The 16,162-nt window shown below is 58.3% G+C and carries 12 protein-coding genes and 1 pseudogene; 1 reads left to right on the plus strand and 12 read right to left on the minus strand.

Translation table 11 applies throughout. The features are described from left to right. Positions 1 to 785 precede the first annotated feature (785 nt). Positions 786 to 2,009, minus strand: a pseudogene (locus EN925_RS03295) (IS110 family transposase). 701 nt (positions 2,010 to 2,710) lie between these two features. On the opposite strand from EN925_RS03295, the gene EN925_RS03300 reads away from it, so the two are divergent. Then, positions 2,711 to 3,628, plus strand: a complete 918-nt coding sequence (locus tag EN925_RS03300) for a LysR family transcriptional regulator (protein WP_063170390.1) — start codon at positions 2,711 to 2,713, stop codon at positions 3,626 to 3,628. 48 nt (positions 3,629 to 3,676) lie between these two features. Here EN925_RS03300 and EN925_RS03305 read toward each other — a convergent pair whose 3' ends face one another. The 11 genes from EN925_RS03305 to EN925_RS03355 all read right to left on the minus strand — a co-directional run bounded on the left by EN925_RS03305 (position 3,677) and on the right by EN925_RS03355 (position 15,602). Then, on the minus strand, positions 3,677 to 4,480 hold the full coding sequence (locus tag EN925_RS03305; protein ID WP_063169395.1) for a TIM barrel protein: 804 nt from the start codon (positions 4,478 to 4,480) through the stop codon (positions 3,677 to 3,679). 164 nt (positions 4,481 to 4,644) lie between these two features. Then, on the minus strand, positions 4,645 to 5,706 hold the full coding sequence (locus tag EN925_RS03310) for a LacI family DNA-binding transcriptional regulator (RefSeq protein WP_051695606.1): 1,062 nt from the start codon (positions 5,704 to 5,706) through the stop codon (positions 4,645 to 4,647). A 275-nt stretch (positions 5,707 to 5,981) separates the two neighbouring features. Further along, complete coding sequence (locus tag EN925_RS03315) at positions 5,982 to 7,265, minus strand: dicarboxylate/amino acid:cation symporter (RefSeq protein ID WP_210326678.1); 1,284 nt, start codon at positions 7,263 to 7,265, stop codon at positions 5,982 to 5,984. Between the two features lie 392 nt (positions 7,266 to 7,657). Further along, the gene (locus EN925_RS03320) at positions 7,658 to 8,419 is read right to left on the minus strand and encodes a sulfotransferase domain-containing protein (RefSeq protein ID WP_063169397.1); all 762 of its coding nucleotides are present in this window, start codon (positions 8,417 to 8,419) and stop codon (positions 7,658 to 7,660) included. 283 nt (positions 8,420 to 8,702) lie between these two features. Continuing rightward, a complete protein-coding gene (locus tag EN925_RS03325; RefSeq protein WP_063169398.1) occupies positions 8,703 to 9,491 on the minus strand; it encodes an ABC transporter permease in 789 nt (262 codons plus the stop codon). Positions 9,492 to 9,494: 3 nt separating this feature from the next. Then, on the minus strand, positions 9,495 to 10,409 hold the full coding sequence (nodI, locus tag EN925_RS03330) for a nodulation factor ABC transporter ATP-binding protein NodI (protein ID WP_024505873.1): 915 nt from the start codon (positions 10,407 to 10,409) through the stop codon (positions 9,495 to 9,497). 261 nt (positions 10,410 to 10,670) lie between these two features. Then, a complete protein-coding gene (gene nodC, locus EN925_RS03335) occupies positions 10,671 to 11,996 on the minus strand; it encodes a chitooligosaccharide synthase NodC (RefSeq protein WP_063169399.1) in 1,326 nt (441 codons plus the stop codon). Between the two features lie 15 nt (positions 11,997 to 12,011). After that, a complete protein-coding gene (gene nodB / locus EN925_RS03340; protein ID WP_063169400.1) occupies positions 12,012 to 12,671 on the minus strand; it encodes a chitooligosaccharide deacetylase NodB in 660 nt (219 codons plus the stop codon). Further along, entirely contained in the window at positions 12,668 to 13,258 is a 591-nt protein-coding gene (locus EN925_RS03345; protein WP_063169401.1) for a NodA family N-acyltransferase, read from the minus strand. The genes nodB and EN925_RS03345 overlap by 4 nt, the downstream gene beginning before the upstream one ends. 853 nt (positions 13,259 to 14,111) lie before the next feature. After that, the gene (locus tag EN925_RS03350; protein WP_128336341.1) at positions 14,112 to 15,320 is read right to left on the minus strand and encodes a beta-ketoacyl-[acyl-carrier-protein] synthase family protein; all 1,209 of its coding nucleotides are present in this window, start codon (positions 15,318 to 15,320) and stop codon (positions 14,112 to 14,114) included. Next, positions 15,321 to 15,602, minus strand: coding sequence for an acyl carrier protein (locus EN925_RS03355; protein WP_029356603.1), 282 nt, complete (start codon positions 15,600 to 15,602; stop codon positions 15,321 to 15,323). It abuts the gene before it with no gap. Between the last annotated feature and the right edge of the window lie 560 nt (positions 15,603 to 16,162).

Consider the following 16,162-nt stretch of genomic DNA (forward strand, 5'->3'; position numbering starts at 1 on the left):
ATGGTTGACCACGCTTTTCAAAGATCGTGAACTACATCTCCTCGTTGTGCTCGACGCACTCCGGACAAGTAACCTCATGGGCGCGGCATGCAGGATTAACCGAGCCCAGCCGGTCATGAGTGCGGCCGGCGCTCGGCTGCTCGATTTATTTGCGCGATAAGCTCGCGACCATGTCCGCGGAGGTATTCAAACTTAACGCTGCGTCCGGGAGCTCTTGCCCTCCAGTTTGCGACGCTCCCCCGCCCATCCAGTGATCGTTTATTTCGTCGGATAGTTTGACCCGGCTCTACCGAATCGCCGCTTCAGGATCATTCTTTCCGATTTCGTCACGCTCGTATTTCTGCCGCGTCCTACACCGATTGGGCGCGAACAAAACTGAGCGCCTTGGAACCCGAACCCGTGCGTCGTGACCGGGAGCATCCGGGGCGAACTCATCCGCTCGGGGGCATCGCATCACCGGACGGCGACAGGCACGGTCGACCGGCATCTCGGCATCGGCTGGGAATTCGTCCATGGTCTGCATTGGCGACGACGCTTCCTGAGGCCACGTAGCCCTTATGCCAAGCTGGGCGCCCGGGTCGAGCGCGTAATGACGACAATTGCTTCGCTGCAGGTCAAACGCTTTCCGGGCCACCTGCAAAGTCTTCACCCGGCCGTACAGCGCCCAAGACCACTGATGTGATCGACAAGAGCCTTTTTGATAAATCTGCGCTATTCTCCTGTCGCGCACGGACGACCGCGTGGCGAAGAGCAGGGTCCGAGATGAGAGCCCTGCCGCGCAGCTTCTATCGTCGCGCCTCGTTTGCGGCATCCGTGCCTACCCTCTTCGGACCTCGTGGGTTCCAACCGGCGACGAGGCGTGCATAGGCGCCCTCGGCCTGCTCCACCCAGCGGCGCTCTTCTTCCCGGTGGCTCTTTATGTTGTAGGCGTGCGCTCCCTTTTGGCCGCGCACAGCCTTGCTCCCGGCCTTGAGTTCCACATCGCGCAAGCTTCTTGGCATGCAGGGAGGGTCGAGCCCACGCGTAACTCTCGCCCTTCTCAACAGATGACAGATCACGACAGAGAGTTTGCGTGCGGTTGCCACGGCCGCGACATGCTGTCCGCGCCGGGCTCGCACGCCGCAGGGAGAAGGCTCGCAACGGTCCGGGAGCACGAGCGGCCGCCCAGGCCGCCTCGACGAGCATGCCGCGCGCATGACCACGGCCCTGCTTGGTGATCCGCCCATGGTAGGCCGGACCTGGCCGGACTGCTGGACGCTTGGGTTCAACCCGAGATAGGTCACGAGCTTCTGCGGATCGTCGAAGCGCGACACGTCGCCGATCGCCGCCCTTCATCGCCAGCGCGACGGTGATGTCGACGCCGGGAATGGTCATCAGCCGCTTCACGCCTTCATCCTCGAGAGCCGAGCGGACAAGATCGCGTTCGATGACCTGGAGGTCTTCGCCCAATCGGTCGAACTCGCGCAGATGCCCATCGATCGCGAGGCGCTCGTCCTGCGGTACGACCTGCTCGATTAACCAGGTCCGACCCTTGGCGCCGCACAGGTCAGCATGCGGGCAGGACGGATCAGGTGGCTATGAAGGATCGACTGGATGACGCTCTTCAATCGAGATCTCTGTCGGACAATCTGATTGCGCCGTGTCACCTGTCGACGCAGAGCCTGCGTCGGCTCGTCCGCAATCCAGACTTCTGGCAAGAAGCCGCTGGCATAGAGCTGCGCAAGAACGTCGGCGTCGATCGTCGTTTTGATCTTGGCATAGGCAACGATAAACACCTGTTTCGGCTTGGCGATCCCCACCTTCTTCACATGCGGCGCAACCACAGCTGCAGCGGACGTCGCGTTGCCGGTGGCCTCGATCACCCCGACATCGTTCGGCGACAGCTTCGCGGCGAACGCCGCCAGCAGATCGCGCCGCATGTCGACGCGGCCGAGTCGCCTGAGCCTGCCCTCCTCCCATGCCACTGCTTCGGCGAAGGCGCGGTGAATATCCAGTCCGATGATAAGCATGCCCGTTCCTCCTTCTTGGCTCGGTCAAAGACGGGAGCTGGCGGGCAACACGACATCTACTGATCCGCGCTCGCAGCGCATCCGGGAAAGTCGCGAGGGGCGGCCATGTAACGAGCTCGGGCTCTCAGCCCACGGTCTATTGACGGCCTGCCTGCACCTTTGTGCTCCCGGTGCCCCACGTCCCGGATGGGCTCACCATAAGGGCGTTCCAAAACAAGAACAGCAGGACGAGAAGGCACCACAGATCACATACCGGATAGCGGCAAGGCCAAGCGCTTCGTTCAGATAGGCTTGCGCCAATGGGCTTAGGCCGAGCCTACAACAGCTCTCAAAAACGCTGCCGGACTGCTGCATTGGCTCGCCGATACAATTGGCACAGGCCTCACGGCAGCTTAGGATCAAACCGCCCATCAGTCGCCTCGGACTGGAAAGGTGCACCCTATTAGGTTCCACGCCTAGCTAGGTCGGGGCCGCCGAAGACGCTGGTTGATAGACCGGCGCCATCGGCCCGGCGTTTCAAACTGCCAATCTCTGACCTGCACAGTACGAACGATTGCTCGCTTCGGCAGATCACGCGGCTCATATGTCGGACCTTAACGTCATCCATCATAAACTTTTTGCGACAAAAGATTGCAAGAATGCTAAATTGTTAAAGTCGTTTGTTTCGGTTAAAGGCATCCATCCCATGGATGGCTGATGACATGCGTTTCAAAGGACTTGATCTAAATCTCCTCGTTGTGCTCGACGCACTCCTGACGGAGCGTAATCTCTCGGCGGCGGCACGCAGGATTAACCTGAGTCAGCCCGCCATGAGTGCGGCCGTCGCCCGACTGCGCGATTATTTCCGCGATGAACTGTTTACGATAAGAGGTCGCGAAAGATTTCTAACCCCGCGTGCGGCAGCATTTGCCCCCGCAGTTCGCGACGCTCTCCAGCACATCCAGTGCTCGATTATTTCTTCGGATCCGTTTGACCCAGCTCGAGCCGATCGCCTCTTCAGGATCATTCTTTCCGATTTCGTCACGCTCGTGTTTTTCGAAAAGCTTGTGGAGCGTATTTCACGGGAAGCCCCCGCCGTCAGCTTCGAACTGCTGCCTGTCGACGATAGCCCCGATGAGCTTCTCCGGCGCGGTGACGTCGATTTTCTAATTCTACCGGATATGTTCACGTCGAGTGTGCATTCAAGCGTTGCGCTGTTTGACGAGAAGCTCGTGTGCGTAGGCTGTCCCACAAACAAGCAGCTGCCACAGCAGCTTACATTCGAGAGATACATGTCGATGAGGCACGTCGCGGTCAGGTTCGGGCGTACGATGAAGCCGTCTATCGAGGAATGGTTTTTGCTTGAGCATGGCCTTAAGAGACGTGTCGAGGTCGCCGTGCAGGGCTTCAGCATGATTCCACCTATGGTGTCCGGCACAGCTCGTATAGCGACCATGCCCTTACGGCTGGTCAGGCATTTCGAAAAAACGTTCCCCCTGCGGGTTATCGAACTTCCGCTGCCATTTCCCACATTCACCGAGACCCTCCAATGGCCGGCCCTCCACAATAGCGATCCGGCAAGCATCTGGATGCGGGAGATAATGATACAGGAGGCATCTCGGATGGCTGCCCCGCTGTGAACCCACGGAAAATTCAGGCGCACCTATAGTCACTACTCCTGTCACCATCTACTTTGACGACAATAGCCCTCGCCGGATAAAGTCGATGCTGGCGGCAAGTGCGCCTGCGAGATCGTCCAGAGAATGGACTTCCTCGACCAGCTCGAATGAGAAAGGTCCCGCGTAGCCGCCATCCAGCAGCGCCTGAATCTGGCTGCCATTGTCGGAACCTGCAAGAAAGCGATCGGGGTAAATCCAGAAGGTCGGGTCGTTTACGCTTGAAATGTGCACCAGGCCGGTAAGCTCGCAGAACAGGCATGTCTCCCCGGCCAGGGTGTGGTGGAACGTGTCGTGCACGAGGCGAAAGACGGACTGGCCATCAACCGCGGCAACGGCCTCGGCCGCTTCCTTCTTTGATCGAAGCGAGCAGGTTCGGAAACCCAGCGGCTCGATGAGACCGATCAGACCCCGCGACTGGAGGATTGGCTTGATCTCGTTTAGAGCGAAACGAAGATTGTCCTGGCGCTCGCTATTGGTGGGCCACGAGCTGCGGTTGGCCGGCACCAACACGAGCGTCTCCGCCCCGCACGCCGTCGCATAATCGGCGAGGTTGCTTGCCTCGGCCTGACGCGTTGGAGTCCAGTCGTTGAACCGCTGCAAGGCGTTGACAGAGATGATCGTGACGCCCGCTTCGGTAGCGGCCAACCGAACGTCCGCAGCCGGAATGCCGCGTGCGACAGGATTGCTGAAATGAGGGTAACGGATTTGGACGTCGGTCAGGCCTTGGTCACGGGCAAGCGCGAAAAGCGCACTGACGTCAAGGCGGGGCGCCGCCATGTGATCGAGTGCAAAGCGGGGCGATACCTGGCGCATTGCTTGACTTTCCTTCCATGAAGCGCGGCTGCCATTTCGGCATCCGGCTTCTTTCAAGACGGAACCACGCCGGTTCACAGATCGGACAGAGACGGCCGAGTCAATCGAGCTTTCCTTTCATCGGTGAAAGGAAAATGGGCGCTCATGATAGAAATCCATCAAGGTCAAATATTTTCCGGAAGATAAATGTCGAACGGCAGAAATGTCTGCCCCGGGCTCTCCGCGACGCCGGCTTTGATGGCCCGCTCCATTGCCATTATCAGCTCCTGGCAAAGTCGGCGCATTGGCGTGCCGACCGCCATCGTCAAGATGTCATCCGCAAGCGCCCCACGTGACTGCGGCGTCATTTCACTCACGATCGCGACGAGATCCTGACCGCTCCCCTCTTCTCGGAGCGCGGAAATTGCCCCCTCTATCCCCCCGCCGGCCATATAGAAGCCGACGAGCTCTGGTTCCCGCTGCATAAGATCCAGCAATTTTTCGTAAGTGAGCTGCCGTTCATCAAGGTTCACGAGCGCATCAAGCACCTCGAATTTTGGCGCGTTCTCACGAAAATACGCACGAAAGGCCGTTTCCCGCGTCGCATGCGCCTGGAAGCGATGGCTTCCGACAAACACCGCCACCTTGCCGGGCCGTTTTGCGGCCTTGGAAAACACCCAAGCGGCAGTCCGTCCGACCTTGCTGTTGTTGAGGCCGATGTAGCCCTCGCGCACGCCATCGGCGAAGTCGGATAGCAGCGAAAATACCGGGATACCTTTCGCCTTGAGCTCCTCGACTGATGCTGTGATTTTCGGGTGATCGGCCGCCACCATGGCGATCGCCTGGCAGCGGCTCCCAAGGTCCTTAAGAAGCGGGAGCAGGTCACGCGGCAAATGTGACTGCGCGAACTCGATGATCGGAAGGCCGTGGAAGGATTTAGCCATACTGACCGACTCTTCGATCTTGCGAGCGAAATCTTGGTAGAAATCGTGGGTAGGTTTTCTCAAGATGAAGCCCAGCTTGTAGTGCGGCAGGTGCTGCTGCAAGCGCTGTTTGATGAGACCGGCAGCATGATAGCCGATCGCGTGCGCGGCCGCATGGACCCGCTGGGCGGTCTCCTCTCGCACCGGAAGGCGGACGTTCAGAACCCGATCGACTGTTGCTACGCTGACTCCGGCTTCGCGGGCGAGATCGGCTATTGTGACGCGCTTTCCCCTAGCGATTCTGATCGGCCGGTCCTCCATCATCCGGTGCGCTCCCGCGACGGCTTGGGGCGGCAAGCTGAAATAGTTCCCCCACCCCGCGGATAGCGCATTCGACGAACAGCGCTCCATGCGCACCCAGATGAGTCTCCGTGAACCGTTCGTTTGCTTAGGGGCTTCATGGTGTTGTATTACTCACTGCGTTAGTACTCTATTTCCAGCGCTCTTTGGAGGCTGGCAATTCGACTGTTGTGTCAAGGCCGCTACTTACACGTCGCGCTGTTGCGATCTTGCTTGCGGGGAGCCAGTTTGATGTAACCCTAACCGCGGAAAGCGGTTTCCATCCGTGACTGGTCCAATTCGCCTTCCCAGCGAGCGACAACGAGCGATGCCACCGCATTACCGACTAAATTCGTCAGCGCGCGGCATTCCGACATGAAGCGGTCCACGCCAAGAATTAGAGCCATTCCGGCAACGGGAACACTCGGCACGACAGAGAGAGTAGCGGCCAATGTGATGAAGCCGGCGCCGGTGACGCCTGCCGCACCCTTCGAGGAAAGCATCGCAATTAGCAGCAGGAGGATCTGATCGGCAATTGACAAATCTGTGTTCGTCGCCTGGGCGATGAAGAGGGCGGCGATCGTCATGTAGATATTGGTACCGTCCAGATTGAATGAGTATCCAGTAGGGATGACGAGACTTACGACCGAACGGGCGGCGCCGGCCTTCTCCATCTTCTCCATTAGCGAGGGCAGCGCGGCCTCCGAGGAGGACGTTGCCAGGACAAGCAGCAGCTCGTCCTTGATGTAGCGGACGAGAGAAAAGATCGAGAAGCCGTTGTAGCGGCAGACCGCGCCGAGAACCCCGAACACGAAGAGGAAGGCGGTAAGATAGAACGTCGCGACCAGTATCGCGAGGTTGGCCACCGAACCGATTCCGTATTTGCCGATCGTAAAGGCCATTGCGCCGAAGGCGCCGATGGGTGCAGCCTTCATCAGAATGCCGACGAGCTTAAAAATGGGGGCGGTAAGCGCCTGGAGAAAGGTAACGACCGGCCTGCTCGTCTCTCCGGTCATCGCCAAAGCAATGCCGAACAGGACCGAGAAGAACAGGACTTGCAGGATGTCGCCTTCCGCGAAGGCACTGGCAATCGTTGACGGGATGATGTTCATCAGGAAGCTGGTCACGGACTGCTCGTGAGCCGTGGCCACATAGCCCTTAACGGCTTGGACATCGAGCGAGGCCGGATCGATGTTGAGGCCGGCGCCAGGTTGAACGATATTCGCGACAATCAGTCCGACAACGAGTGCAAGTGTCGAGAAGGTGAGGAAATAAACCATCGCCTTGGCGGCAACTCGGCCGACCTTCTGCAGATCGCTCATGCCGGCAATGCCGGTCGCAATTGTCAGGAAGATGACAGGTGCGATAATCATCTTGACGACTTTGATGAAGGCATCGCCGAGCGGCTTCAGGCTCTGGCCGGTTTCCGGATAGAGGTAGCCAATTGCGGCTCCCAGGACTATGGCGGCAAGCACCTGCACGTAGGTCCGGGCAAAATGGGGCTTGCGGGGCGCTGCGATCGCGCGGGGGACTCTTGGAACCAACACCGTTTCTCTCTCCCTGACCGGATCGGGGTGGGGGCTCCTCCTTCTCCCATGCTGCGCTCCGGTCGAGCGCTGCTGTCATCTCGGAGCAAGCGCCGTGCCAACTGGAGGCCTGTCCCGTCCAGCGAGATTGGTGCGGGTTGCGCACTGGAACCCTCCACCTTTGCCGGAATTTGCACTCAAGGCTCGCCAAAGATCGCGTCTGAAGAAGTGCTTCGCCAGAGAGGGAATTGACCAGGTCGCCTTGCGGCCGTGTCTTTGATGTCTGCCGCAGATCGACTGCCGGCCGATATCTCTGTCGTCTTGGTGACTTTGGTTTGTCAGTTTTGCGACGGAATGCGCGCAAACTGCAGGATATCCTACACGCCCATCAGAGCACGCGGTACAAGCGATTAAGCGTAGGAGCGCATTGAATCTCCGAGGTCAAAAAATCTTGAATAAGGTCCCCGTGCGAAGTGAATCCGCAACTCGTCAAAGTTCTCCACCGTTTGATCCAGCGGTCGCGTTTCCTGGCGCTGCAGGATGGCGTTATCTGATGGCTCAAGCGCTGGAACGCCCAGGAAATCCCAAACCGCTCCCAGGCATTGGGCAGGTTCGTGAAGTAGGCTCTCGTATTCCATTACAAGCAGGTTGGTCGACGTGAAGGAGTCCATAACGCGAGCGTGAAAATCGTCGGCGGCTTTGAAATAAGCCTCACAGTCGGCGATTGACAACCTGACGCTCGGTGGCCGAGCGGTATCGTTGTCCCAGCTGAACTTCAGCCAGTGACCGCTTTCCCTGGCCTGCACAAAGGATCGGAGCGATTCCAATACGTTTCGGCGAACAACAAGGATGACCTTGAGTGCTGGCCAACGAGCCAGTTCCGCAAAGAATGCGGGACGCTCGCGAAACTGAGGTTCATTGATCTTGCATCCAAGATGCGTCACATTCTTGTAGTCGCGCATAGGGCAGCGCACATAGGCAAGCTCAAGAAGCTCGCGATCCGTGCCTAGCAGGCGATCAGTGCTGGGCCAATTGGGATCATATTCGTTTAGCAACTCACCGTTACTCAAAACGGTCGGATGCTCGTTTAGCAATTCTTCTAAATAGTGTGTTCCGGTCCTTGGCATAGCAAGGATCACAAAAGGCTCAAGAGTTGCTTCGTTGTGGGTCATTGCATGTGTATCCAACTAAATAATGGCCGCGACGGTCTGTGGACGCGCACAAGAAGCTTGGCTGCTATCGATTGAACGCTCCGGGTGGGTCCGCGCCTCACCATCCAGCCTGTTCTTCGAGGTGTGGTCGCGAAGCTGGGCGGGTGCCTGCAGCGGCTGGGTGGCGCCCGGCTTCGGCGTTGTACCACTCGCGATTCCTAGCATACGCATGCCTCCGGGCCGCTGTGGGCAGTTTGCATCCGGCATTGCGGACCTCCTTCTGGTTAATGGGTGTAAGCAAGCGTCAACGCATTAGTCGTCGATGAAACAGTCCAGCCGACAGAAAAAAAGGCAATACAGCGAACATGCAAAGTGCGCCTATATGCAGCCCTACATTGTCGCCCAGGCGGCCGAGCATCACCGGACGGATTAGCTCGATAGAATTCGCCAGGGGCGAGAAGGCCGCAATCTGCTGAAACACTCCTGGCAATTGGCCGACTGGAAAAACCGCGCCCGAAAGGAACAGCATGGGTGTGATGACAAGCGTCTGATAGAAAATAAAATAGTGATAACTGGGCGCGAGCGCGATGACGAGCATGGCCAGGCTCGCAAAGGCGAATCCGGTGAGAGCGACGACCGGTAGCACGTAGAGAACCGACGTCCACGCGGCATAACCTAGCGCGGCCGCAACAATCGCAATTGTCGTACCGGCCAGAAAAGCCTTTGTGGCTGCCCAGGTCAATTCACCGAGAACGATGTCGCCGAGGGTAAGTTGTGTGTGCAGGATTGCTTCCCAAGTGCCCTGATCGCGCATTCGACCGAAAACCGCGTAAATTGTTTCGAAGGTTGATGCTGTCATCGCGCTCGTCGCAACCATGCCGGCTGCCAGAAAGGCGATGTAGGATGCACCTTCGATGCGGCCTACCAACAGTCCAAGGCCAGTGCCGAGCCCGAAAAGGTAAATCATCGGATCAGCAAGGGTGCCGAGCATTGAAGCAAATGCCACCTTCTTCCATGCCAGATGATTGCGGCGCCACACCGCCATCCAGTTCCAGGCGTTGGCGGGTAGAGCGGCCGCAAAACGTTCACCCATTGCTCACTTCTCCATCTCACGTCCGGTTAACCGCAAGAAAACGTCCTCCAGACTGGGTGGACGCTCTAGAATACGCAGACCCGCTCGACCGCGAAGCTGGATGCGCACATCCTCCGGCTCAGGCGCATAGCAAAAGAGCGTCTCGCCGCTTACCTCGACACGCTGAACGTACGGTCTGATCAGCGAAATCAGCTCCTGTGGATTACCGCCGAAGATCTCGATCACGTTGCACCCAATGTACTCGTCGATCAGCGCATGAGGACTGCCCTCGGCGATCTTGCGTCCCCGCTCGAGAACACACAGCCGATCACAAAGCCGCTCAGCCTCTTCCATGAAATGGGTGGTCAAAATGATCGTTTTTCCGCTCGCCAGCAGGAAACGAAGTCGCTCCCAGATCAGATGGCGGGCATGCGGGTCGAGGCCGGTCGTGGGCTCATCCATCACAAGCAACTGGGGGTCGTTGATCAGAGCACGTGCCAGCGTCAGGCGCCGCTTCATCCCGCCGGATAGCAGGCCGACACGTGAATCCGCCTTGCTCTCAAGGCGAGCGAACTCGAGCAGCCGTGGGATGACGGCGTTGATCTCTCTTGTACTCATGCCGAAGTAGCGCCCGAACACCAACAGGTTCTCACGTACCGTAAATTCCAGGTCGAGATTGTCGAACTGCGGGACCACGCCTATGCCCTTGCGGGCCAAGCGGCTGCGTGCCGGCACTGGTAGACCGAGGACTGTTATATCACCCGCGTCAGGCCGGGTCATACCGAGGAGCATACGCGCAATCGTGCTCTTGCCTGCGCCGTTAGGCCCCAGCAGACCGAAGCACTCTCCCGATGCAACGGTGAAGGACAGCCCGTCCACAACGAGCTTGTTTCCGAATAATTTGGTTACGCCGGTAAGGTCGATTGCTACATTGGACATGCGTCTATCTCAAGCGGAATGAGTCCGATTGGCCACCGGCAGCTTACTTGCGAATTCTGGTTCAGAGCAGGCCACCGCCTTGAGATGACACCTTTGGAAAGTCGCGGCCGGAGCGACGTGTGTATCGCTTCCGCCAAAGAATAACGTCAAGATGCCACGTGTCGCTTCCACATAGTCCCCGTTCTGACCATAGGTAACTCGACAAGCTTCACCCCGTGTCGACTGACACAACTTACTCGGTCACTCGGCGCTGCAAGGCCGTCAGACTTCACTAGCTGTGAGCGAAAGATCTGCAGTATGAAGTGACTCCGCAATTCCAGAATTGCCCGCAGCATTTGCTCCGCCAAGCGGCATCGCGCTTGTGATTTCCTTTGTGCTGCTGTTGGGCAGGGGAACACTTTTACGCGACAGCCAATCGCTATTGCTCAATGTACACAGGGCGTAAGCCTTCAAGGGGATCAACAGGAATATCCTGATTAACGCGTGCATTGAATAGCCGATGAATCGAAGCTGCCGAGTGCGGAAAGATAACACCGTAGATCTGATTATGGTCATCGTGACAATAGCCAGCACCGTCCACCAATTTACTGTATGTGAAAATAGTAACTCACCGAGCGCCGTTACTACCGCGATGCCGAGCAACAATGGGCCGAGATTCTCTCCCATCACATCCAAAGTTAGATAGCGATCCAGGCCACGCAGTAGACCTCGCGCAAGCATCGTGTCCCGGAAAGTGCTTCGTGCCCAGCGGAGTTGTTGGCGCAAATAAGGTCCCATCTTGTCCGGAACGACTGTCGCCGCGACGGCACCTGGAACGTACTCGGTTCGAAAGCCTGCTTTCAGCATGAGGATCGTAAGATGACGGTCTTCACCGAAGTCGCTTGGTTTCCCCCTGAACAGCTGCGTCTCGTATTGATCCAGCAGAGAAAGGAGACAAGACCGGCGGTACATTGCACATGGGCCGCAGCAGCACATGACCGCACCAAAGCGACCTTGCGCCGCGCGCTCCTCATTGCAAGCCAGCCAGTATTCCATATCGATCAATCGGGTCAACCAAGTGTCGCTGCGGTTGTATGCCGTCAGCTGGCCCATGGCCGCTCCGACCATGGAATCCCGCATTTTTACTGCAAGCTTCGTGATGACGTCGGACGCAAGTGTCGTGTCAGAGTCGACGCTGAGCACGAAATCTCCAGATGAGCGGCGGATGGCGGCGATCTGCGCCTTGCGTTTGCCAACATTTTCGCGGAGCAGAATGAAATTGAATCTCGGGTCGCCCTCGTAGGCGTGATGTACCGGGATGACGGCATTACGATTTCCAGAACCGTCGTCAACCAGATAGACCTGAAATGTTCCGGAGTAATCTTGATTTGCAATGGAAGCTAAACACGCCGCGAGTGTGCGCGGGTCCTCATTGTAGCAGGGGATAATGACATCCACGCTCGGCCAACGGTCGGATCCGAACAAGCTTTCCGACGGCGGCGTAACATTTTCCGGTTGGGAGTAGACCGCTTGCATGCCTCTGTAAACAGTCGAGAGCACCGCATAAGACGAAACGGCAACAGTACTGGCTGTGGTGAGAAGGTCCATAGGATCTCTGTTTGTTCAGGGATGTTGAGGAAGTGATCGGATTACAAATCCGCGGCCGTGCAATTCTGGAATTAGGCGTGACAACGCTGTCACCGTCTGGTCGCGCAGACTGGCTTGATTGCCTGGTTGCAATTCGTCGGGAGCGCACCCGTCGTGCAACAGCACGATTGCGCCCGGCCGGATATCGGCGAGCACTCTGTCGACGATGGCGTCAACGCCGGGGCGAGACCAGTCGCGTGGATCAATGGACCAATGGACGGGCGCCAATGCCTCACCCGCTAATGCAGCGATTACTTCTTCGGTCCAGATGCCATAGGGTGCACGAAAGTACCGAACCATGGCCTGCGGGCAAGCCATCCCTATGACTCTGTTTGCCTCAACTATCTGGCAGTCGACTTCGACGGACCCGCATTTAGCTAGGTCCGGATGAGTCATCGTGTGGTTGGCTATACCGTGGCCGTCTGTAATAATTCGGCGAACGAGTTCCGGCTCGTCGGCCGCGTAGGCCCCAACAACGAAGAAGGTCGCCGGCACCTGATGTTGCGCCAGCACATTGAGTATCTGCGGTGTGAAAAATGAATTGGGACCGTCGTCAAACGTCAGATAGACGCTGCGCTCTGCAATGCGATCGGCATTGTCACTCTGCCCTTCGCATATGTAGTCCAGAGGCTTCATAGTTCCGGACCGTTCCGGTCGATCAGGGTACCAGACGGCCACTCGTCCATCGAGCGTCCGATCGGCGAAACCAACACGAGTACGTCTTCCAGGCGCGTGGGCGGCAGGTCGGGATGCACATCTGGACGGGTCGACCGTACGCGAACGCCCGACACAATGTTCGCGAGGCCGGCTCTGCAGAATCTTTCGACATGGTTTCGCAGCGCGTGCCGAACCGTGCCGAAAGCGAATGGAACACCCAACTGATGGAGCACTGGGTACGCCACGCGCATCGAAAAACCGATTCCGAGCCCTTCAAGATCCGGACGAACCGCGTACAGGCCCAATTCAGCGACGATCAAGTCGACCTCGCCAACTTTGATGAAGCGCCGCAGCATGCCGATGTGAGCCGCTACCCCATGCGCGTCGTAGCCGATTGCGCGGAATTCCGGCCTCGCGCCGGCCCAACTGCGGCCGCCTTCGAATGGCTCCGCGTTGAAGGCGCCAGTCCGTCCATAGGTCTTTCGAAAAAAGTCGGAGAGTTCGACATGGTCGGCCAGTTGCAGCTCATTTTCCCAGCACAACTTCCACTCGACATTCGGACGCATGGAAGACCTCACCTTGTAGCTGTCTGGTTGAGATAAATGTCCAAGCATTGATTAAATAATTGGCGTCGCGCCAACGGGGCGTAACTTGTGGGGACCGCCGAAAGACCAAGCCGCAATGCAGATGCGACTGACTTTGTACGCCCCGCACACCAGATGATGCTCCTCAGATCCAACGCAACCATCGGAACTACCTATCTTTCCAACTTGAAGCGCTTCTATGGGACCTGCAGCAAAAACGGTAAAATCCTTTGTTTAGATGAAAGGTATCCACGCTTTGGATAACTGGGCGAATGCGTTCCATATGGCTGGTCAATTATCGTCGTCACGCTCGAGGCACTTCTGACGAAGCGCAAAGCTCACGCCCGCGGCACGCGCGGCCGTTGCCGGGCCGCGCGATTATCTCCGTAAGAGCCGAGTGGAGCTCAGACACGACGATTGATCAGAATCTGATTCGCGGGTTCAGTATCTCTTTCGTGTATCCAGCTCTGGGCTGTCCTTTGGCGGGAGTTAGGTTCGCCCAGGTTCTGAGCCTGGGGCGTTGGCCCGTTCGCCGCGCAGGCTCCTTCGCACATCGTCGAGGCCGAGAAAGAGGGGCCACACAGCTCCCCCTGTACTTTCCACCACCCGACACCAGCGCTCACCCAGGGCGCCGGCCTTGCTCACCTCAACGGATAGCGCACTCGCGCCGCTTCACGATTAAAAGAATTCTACAAGCAAGATGCCTGTTTGATCGAGAGACGTCCGCTGCCAATTCCCGCATCGCAGAGGCAGCCAATAGCGCTCGCTTTACATAGTGGTCCGGCAAGCAGCTAGATACGACAGGTGACCTCAAATGAGGCGTCTTGCATGGCTTCTACACCTGCCTGAATGCCAGAACTGCGTTCGTACCGCCCATGGCGAAGGCGTTGCTCATGGCGACGCGCACCTTGCGCTCCCGCGGCACATTGGGTGTGATGTCGAGGTCGCAAGCGGGATCTGGCTCGCGATAGTTGGCGGTCGGCGGCACGACGTCCTCTTGGATTGCCATCACGCAGGCGATCATTTCAAGCGCGCTCGCTGCGCCGAGGCAATGCGCGTGCGTGGACTTGGTGGAAGAGATGGACATCGAATAAGCGTGGTTTCCAAACACACGCTTGATCGCCGCCGTTTCAGTCTGATCATTGCTCTTGGTACCGGTGCCGTGCGCGTTGAGATAGTCGACGTCCTCGGCATTCAGCCCGGCATCGGCAAGGCAGGCGCGCATCGCCGACGCTGGCCCCTCGACAGATGGCGCGGCAATGTGGAAGGCATCGGCGGAAAGGCCGACGCCGGCGATCTCGGCAAGAATTGTGGCACCACGCCTCGTGGCATGCTCGTAGCTTTCCAGCACGGCCATGCCCGCACCCTCGCCCAGCACCAGGCCCTTCCTATCGGCGGAGAAGGGCCGGCAGGTATCGGGTGAAAGCACGCGCATTGCTTCCCATGCTTTCAGCACGCCCCATGCGAAGGGTGCGTCGCTGCCCCCGGAAACCATTACGTCGGCCCGGCCCAGCTTGATCTGGTCCACCGCCGAGGCGATCGCATGGTTGGCCGAGGCACATGCGGAGGTCACCCCGAAGACCGGCCCGCGCAAGCCGAGGCTCAAGCTAAGATGGACGGAAGCGGCGCTGGGCATCACCTTTACTCCAGTGAAGAGTTCAGCACGGATTGCGCTACCCAAAAGCAGTGAGCGGTAAGTTTGTTCTGTTGCGTACGAACCGGTAAATCCGACGCCCACTGTCGCGCCGAAGCGATGGGCATTCCCCTCGTCGCAGGAAAGTCCGGCCTGCCGCATGGCTTCGCGCGCTGCAAGCACGGCGAGCAAGCTGAAGCGGTCCATGGAGACGAGCTGCTTGCGATCGATGTCGTGCTGGGGCAGCGCCTTGATCTCAGCGCCGGTCATGCCCTCCAGGTCATGAAGCTCGGAATTGGCGATCGGGCCGATGGCGGAGCGGCCTTCGCGCATCTCTTTCCACATAGAGGCGGCCTCGGTGCCCAGTCCGCACAGGCCGCCCACTCCGGTGATAACGACGCGCCTGTCCATTCAAGCCTCCTTCGCAAGCAAGCCGCGGACGGCTTCCACGACGTCGCCGACATTCTTGAGATTGGACCAGGCATCGGCCGTGTTCATGTCGATCTTGATGCCGTAGGCCTGCTCCACATCCCAGAGGACGTCCGCCAAACCCAGCGAATCGAACCCGAGCGCGTCCAGTTCCGTGGCGATTGTTATCTCGCCGACGAATGACGCAGGCATTCCCTCACCGCTCTCCGACTCGGCGCGTTTCTTGATCAGGGCAATGACGTCCGTTGCGAATTGATCGGCCATTCTGTTTCCTGTCTTTCTTTCCCGCGTTTCGACCTGGACGCGGCTCAGTTCCTGAGGCGCGCCGCGTCGCGAAAGCCATCACGCTTGGGCAACTGACAAAACCCAATGCTCATAAAGCCGGATCAGGTCCGGCCGGTGTGTGGCGTAGGTGCAGTATGACGATGTGAGCCGCTACACGTGCGCGTCTCCCGGTCTGTCCATAGGCTCGGAAGAAGTCGGACAGTTTGACATGGCCGGTCAGTTGCAACTCCCTTTCCCAGCACTCCACTGCCCGGTAGAGCGCATGAAAAATCTCCTTTCGGGCGGTTTCTTAAGACGCTCGCCACGCCATGAGGCAGTGGGGGCATCGGTGTCCATCAGGTGCTTCTGCCCATGCAGGATTCCAGAACATTGATGAAATCGTTTGTTTCGATGAAAGGCATCCACACTTTGGATGGTTGACCACGCTTTTCAAAGATCGTGAACTACATCTCCTCGTTGTGCTCGACGCACTCCGGACAAGTAACCTCATGGGCGCGGCATGCAGGATTAACCGAGCCCAGCCGGTCATGAGTGCGGCC

Origin of the sequence: Mesorhizobium sp. M7A.F.Ca.US.006.04.2.1 (assembly GCF_004022915.1) — a bacterium.
Taxonomy (GTDB): Bacteria; Pseudomonadota; Alphaproteobacteria; order Rhizobiales; family Rhizobiaceae; genus Mesorhizobium; species Mesorhizobium ciceri.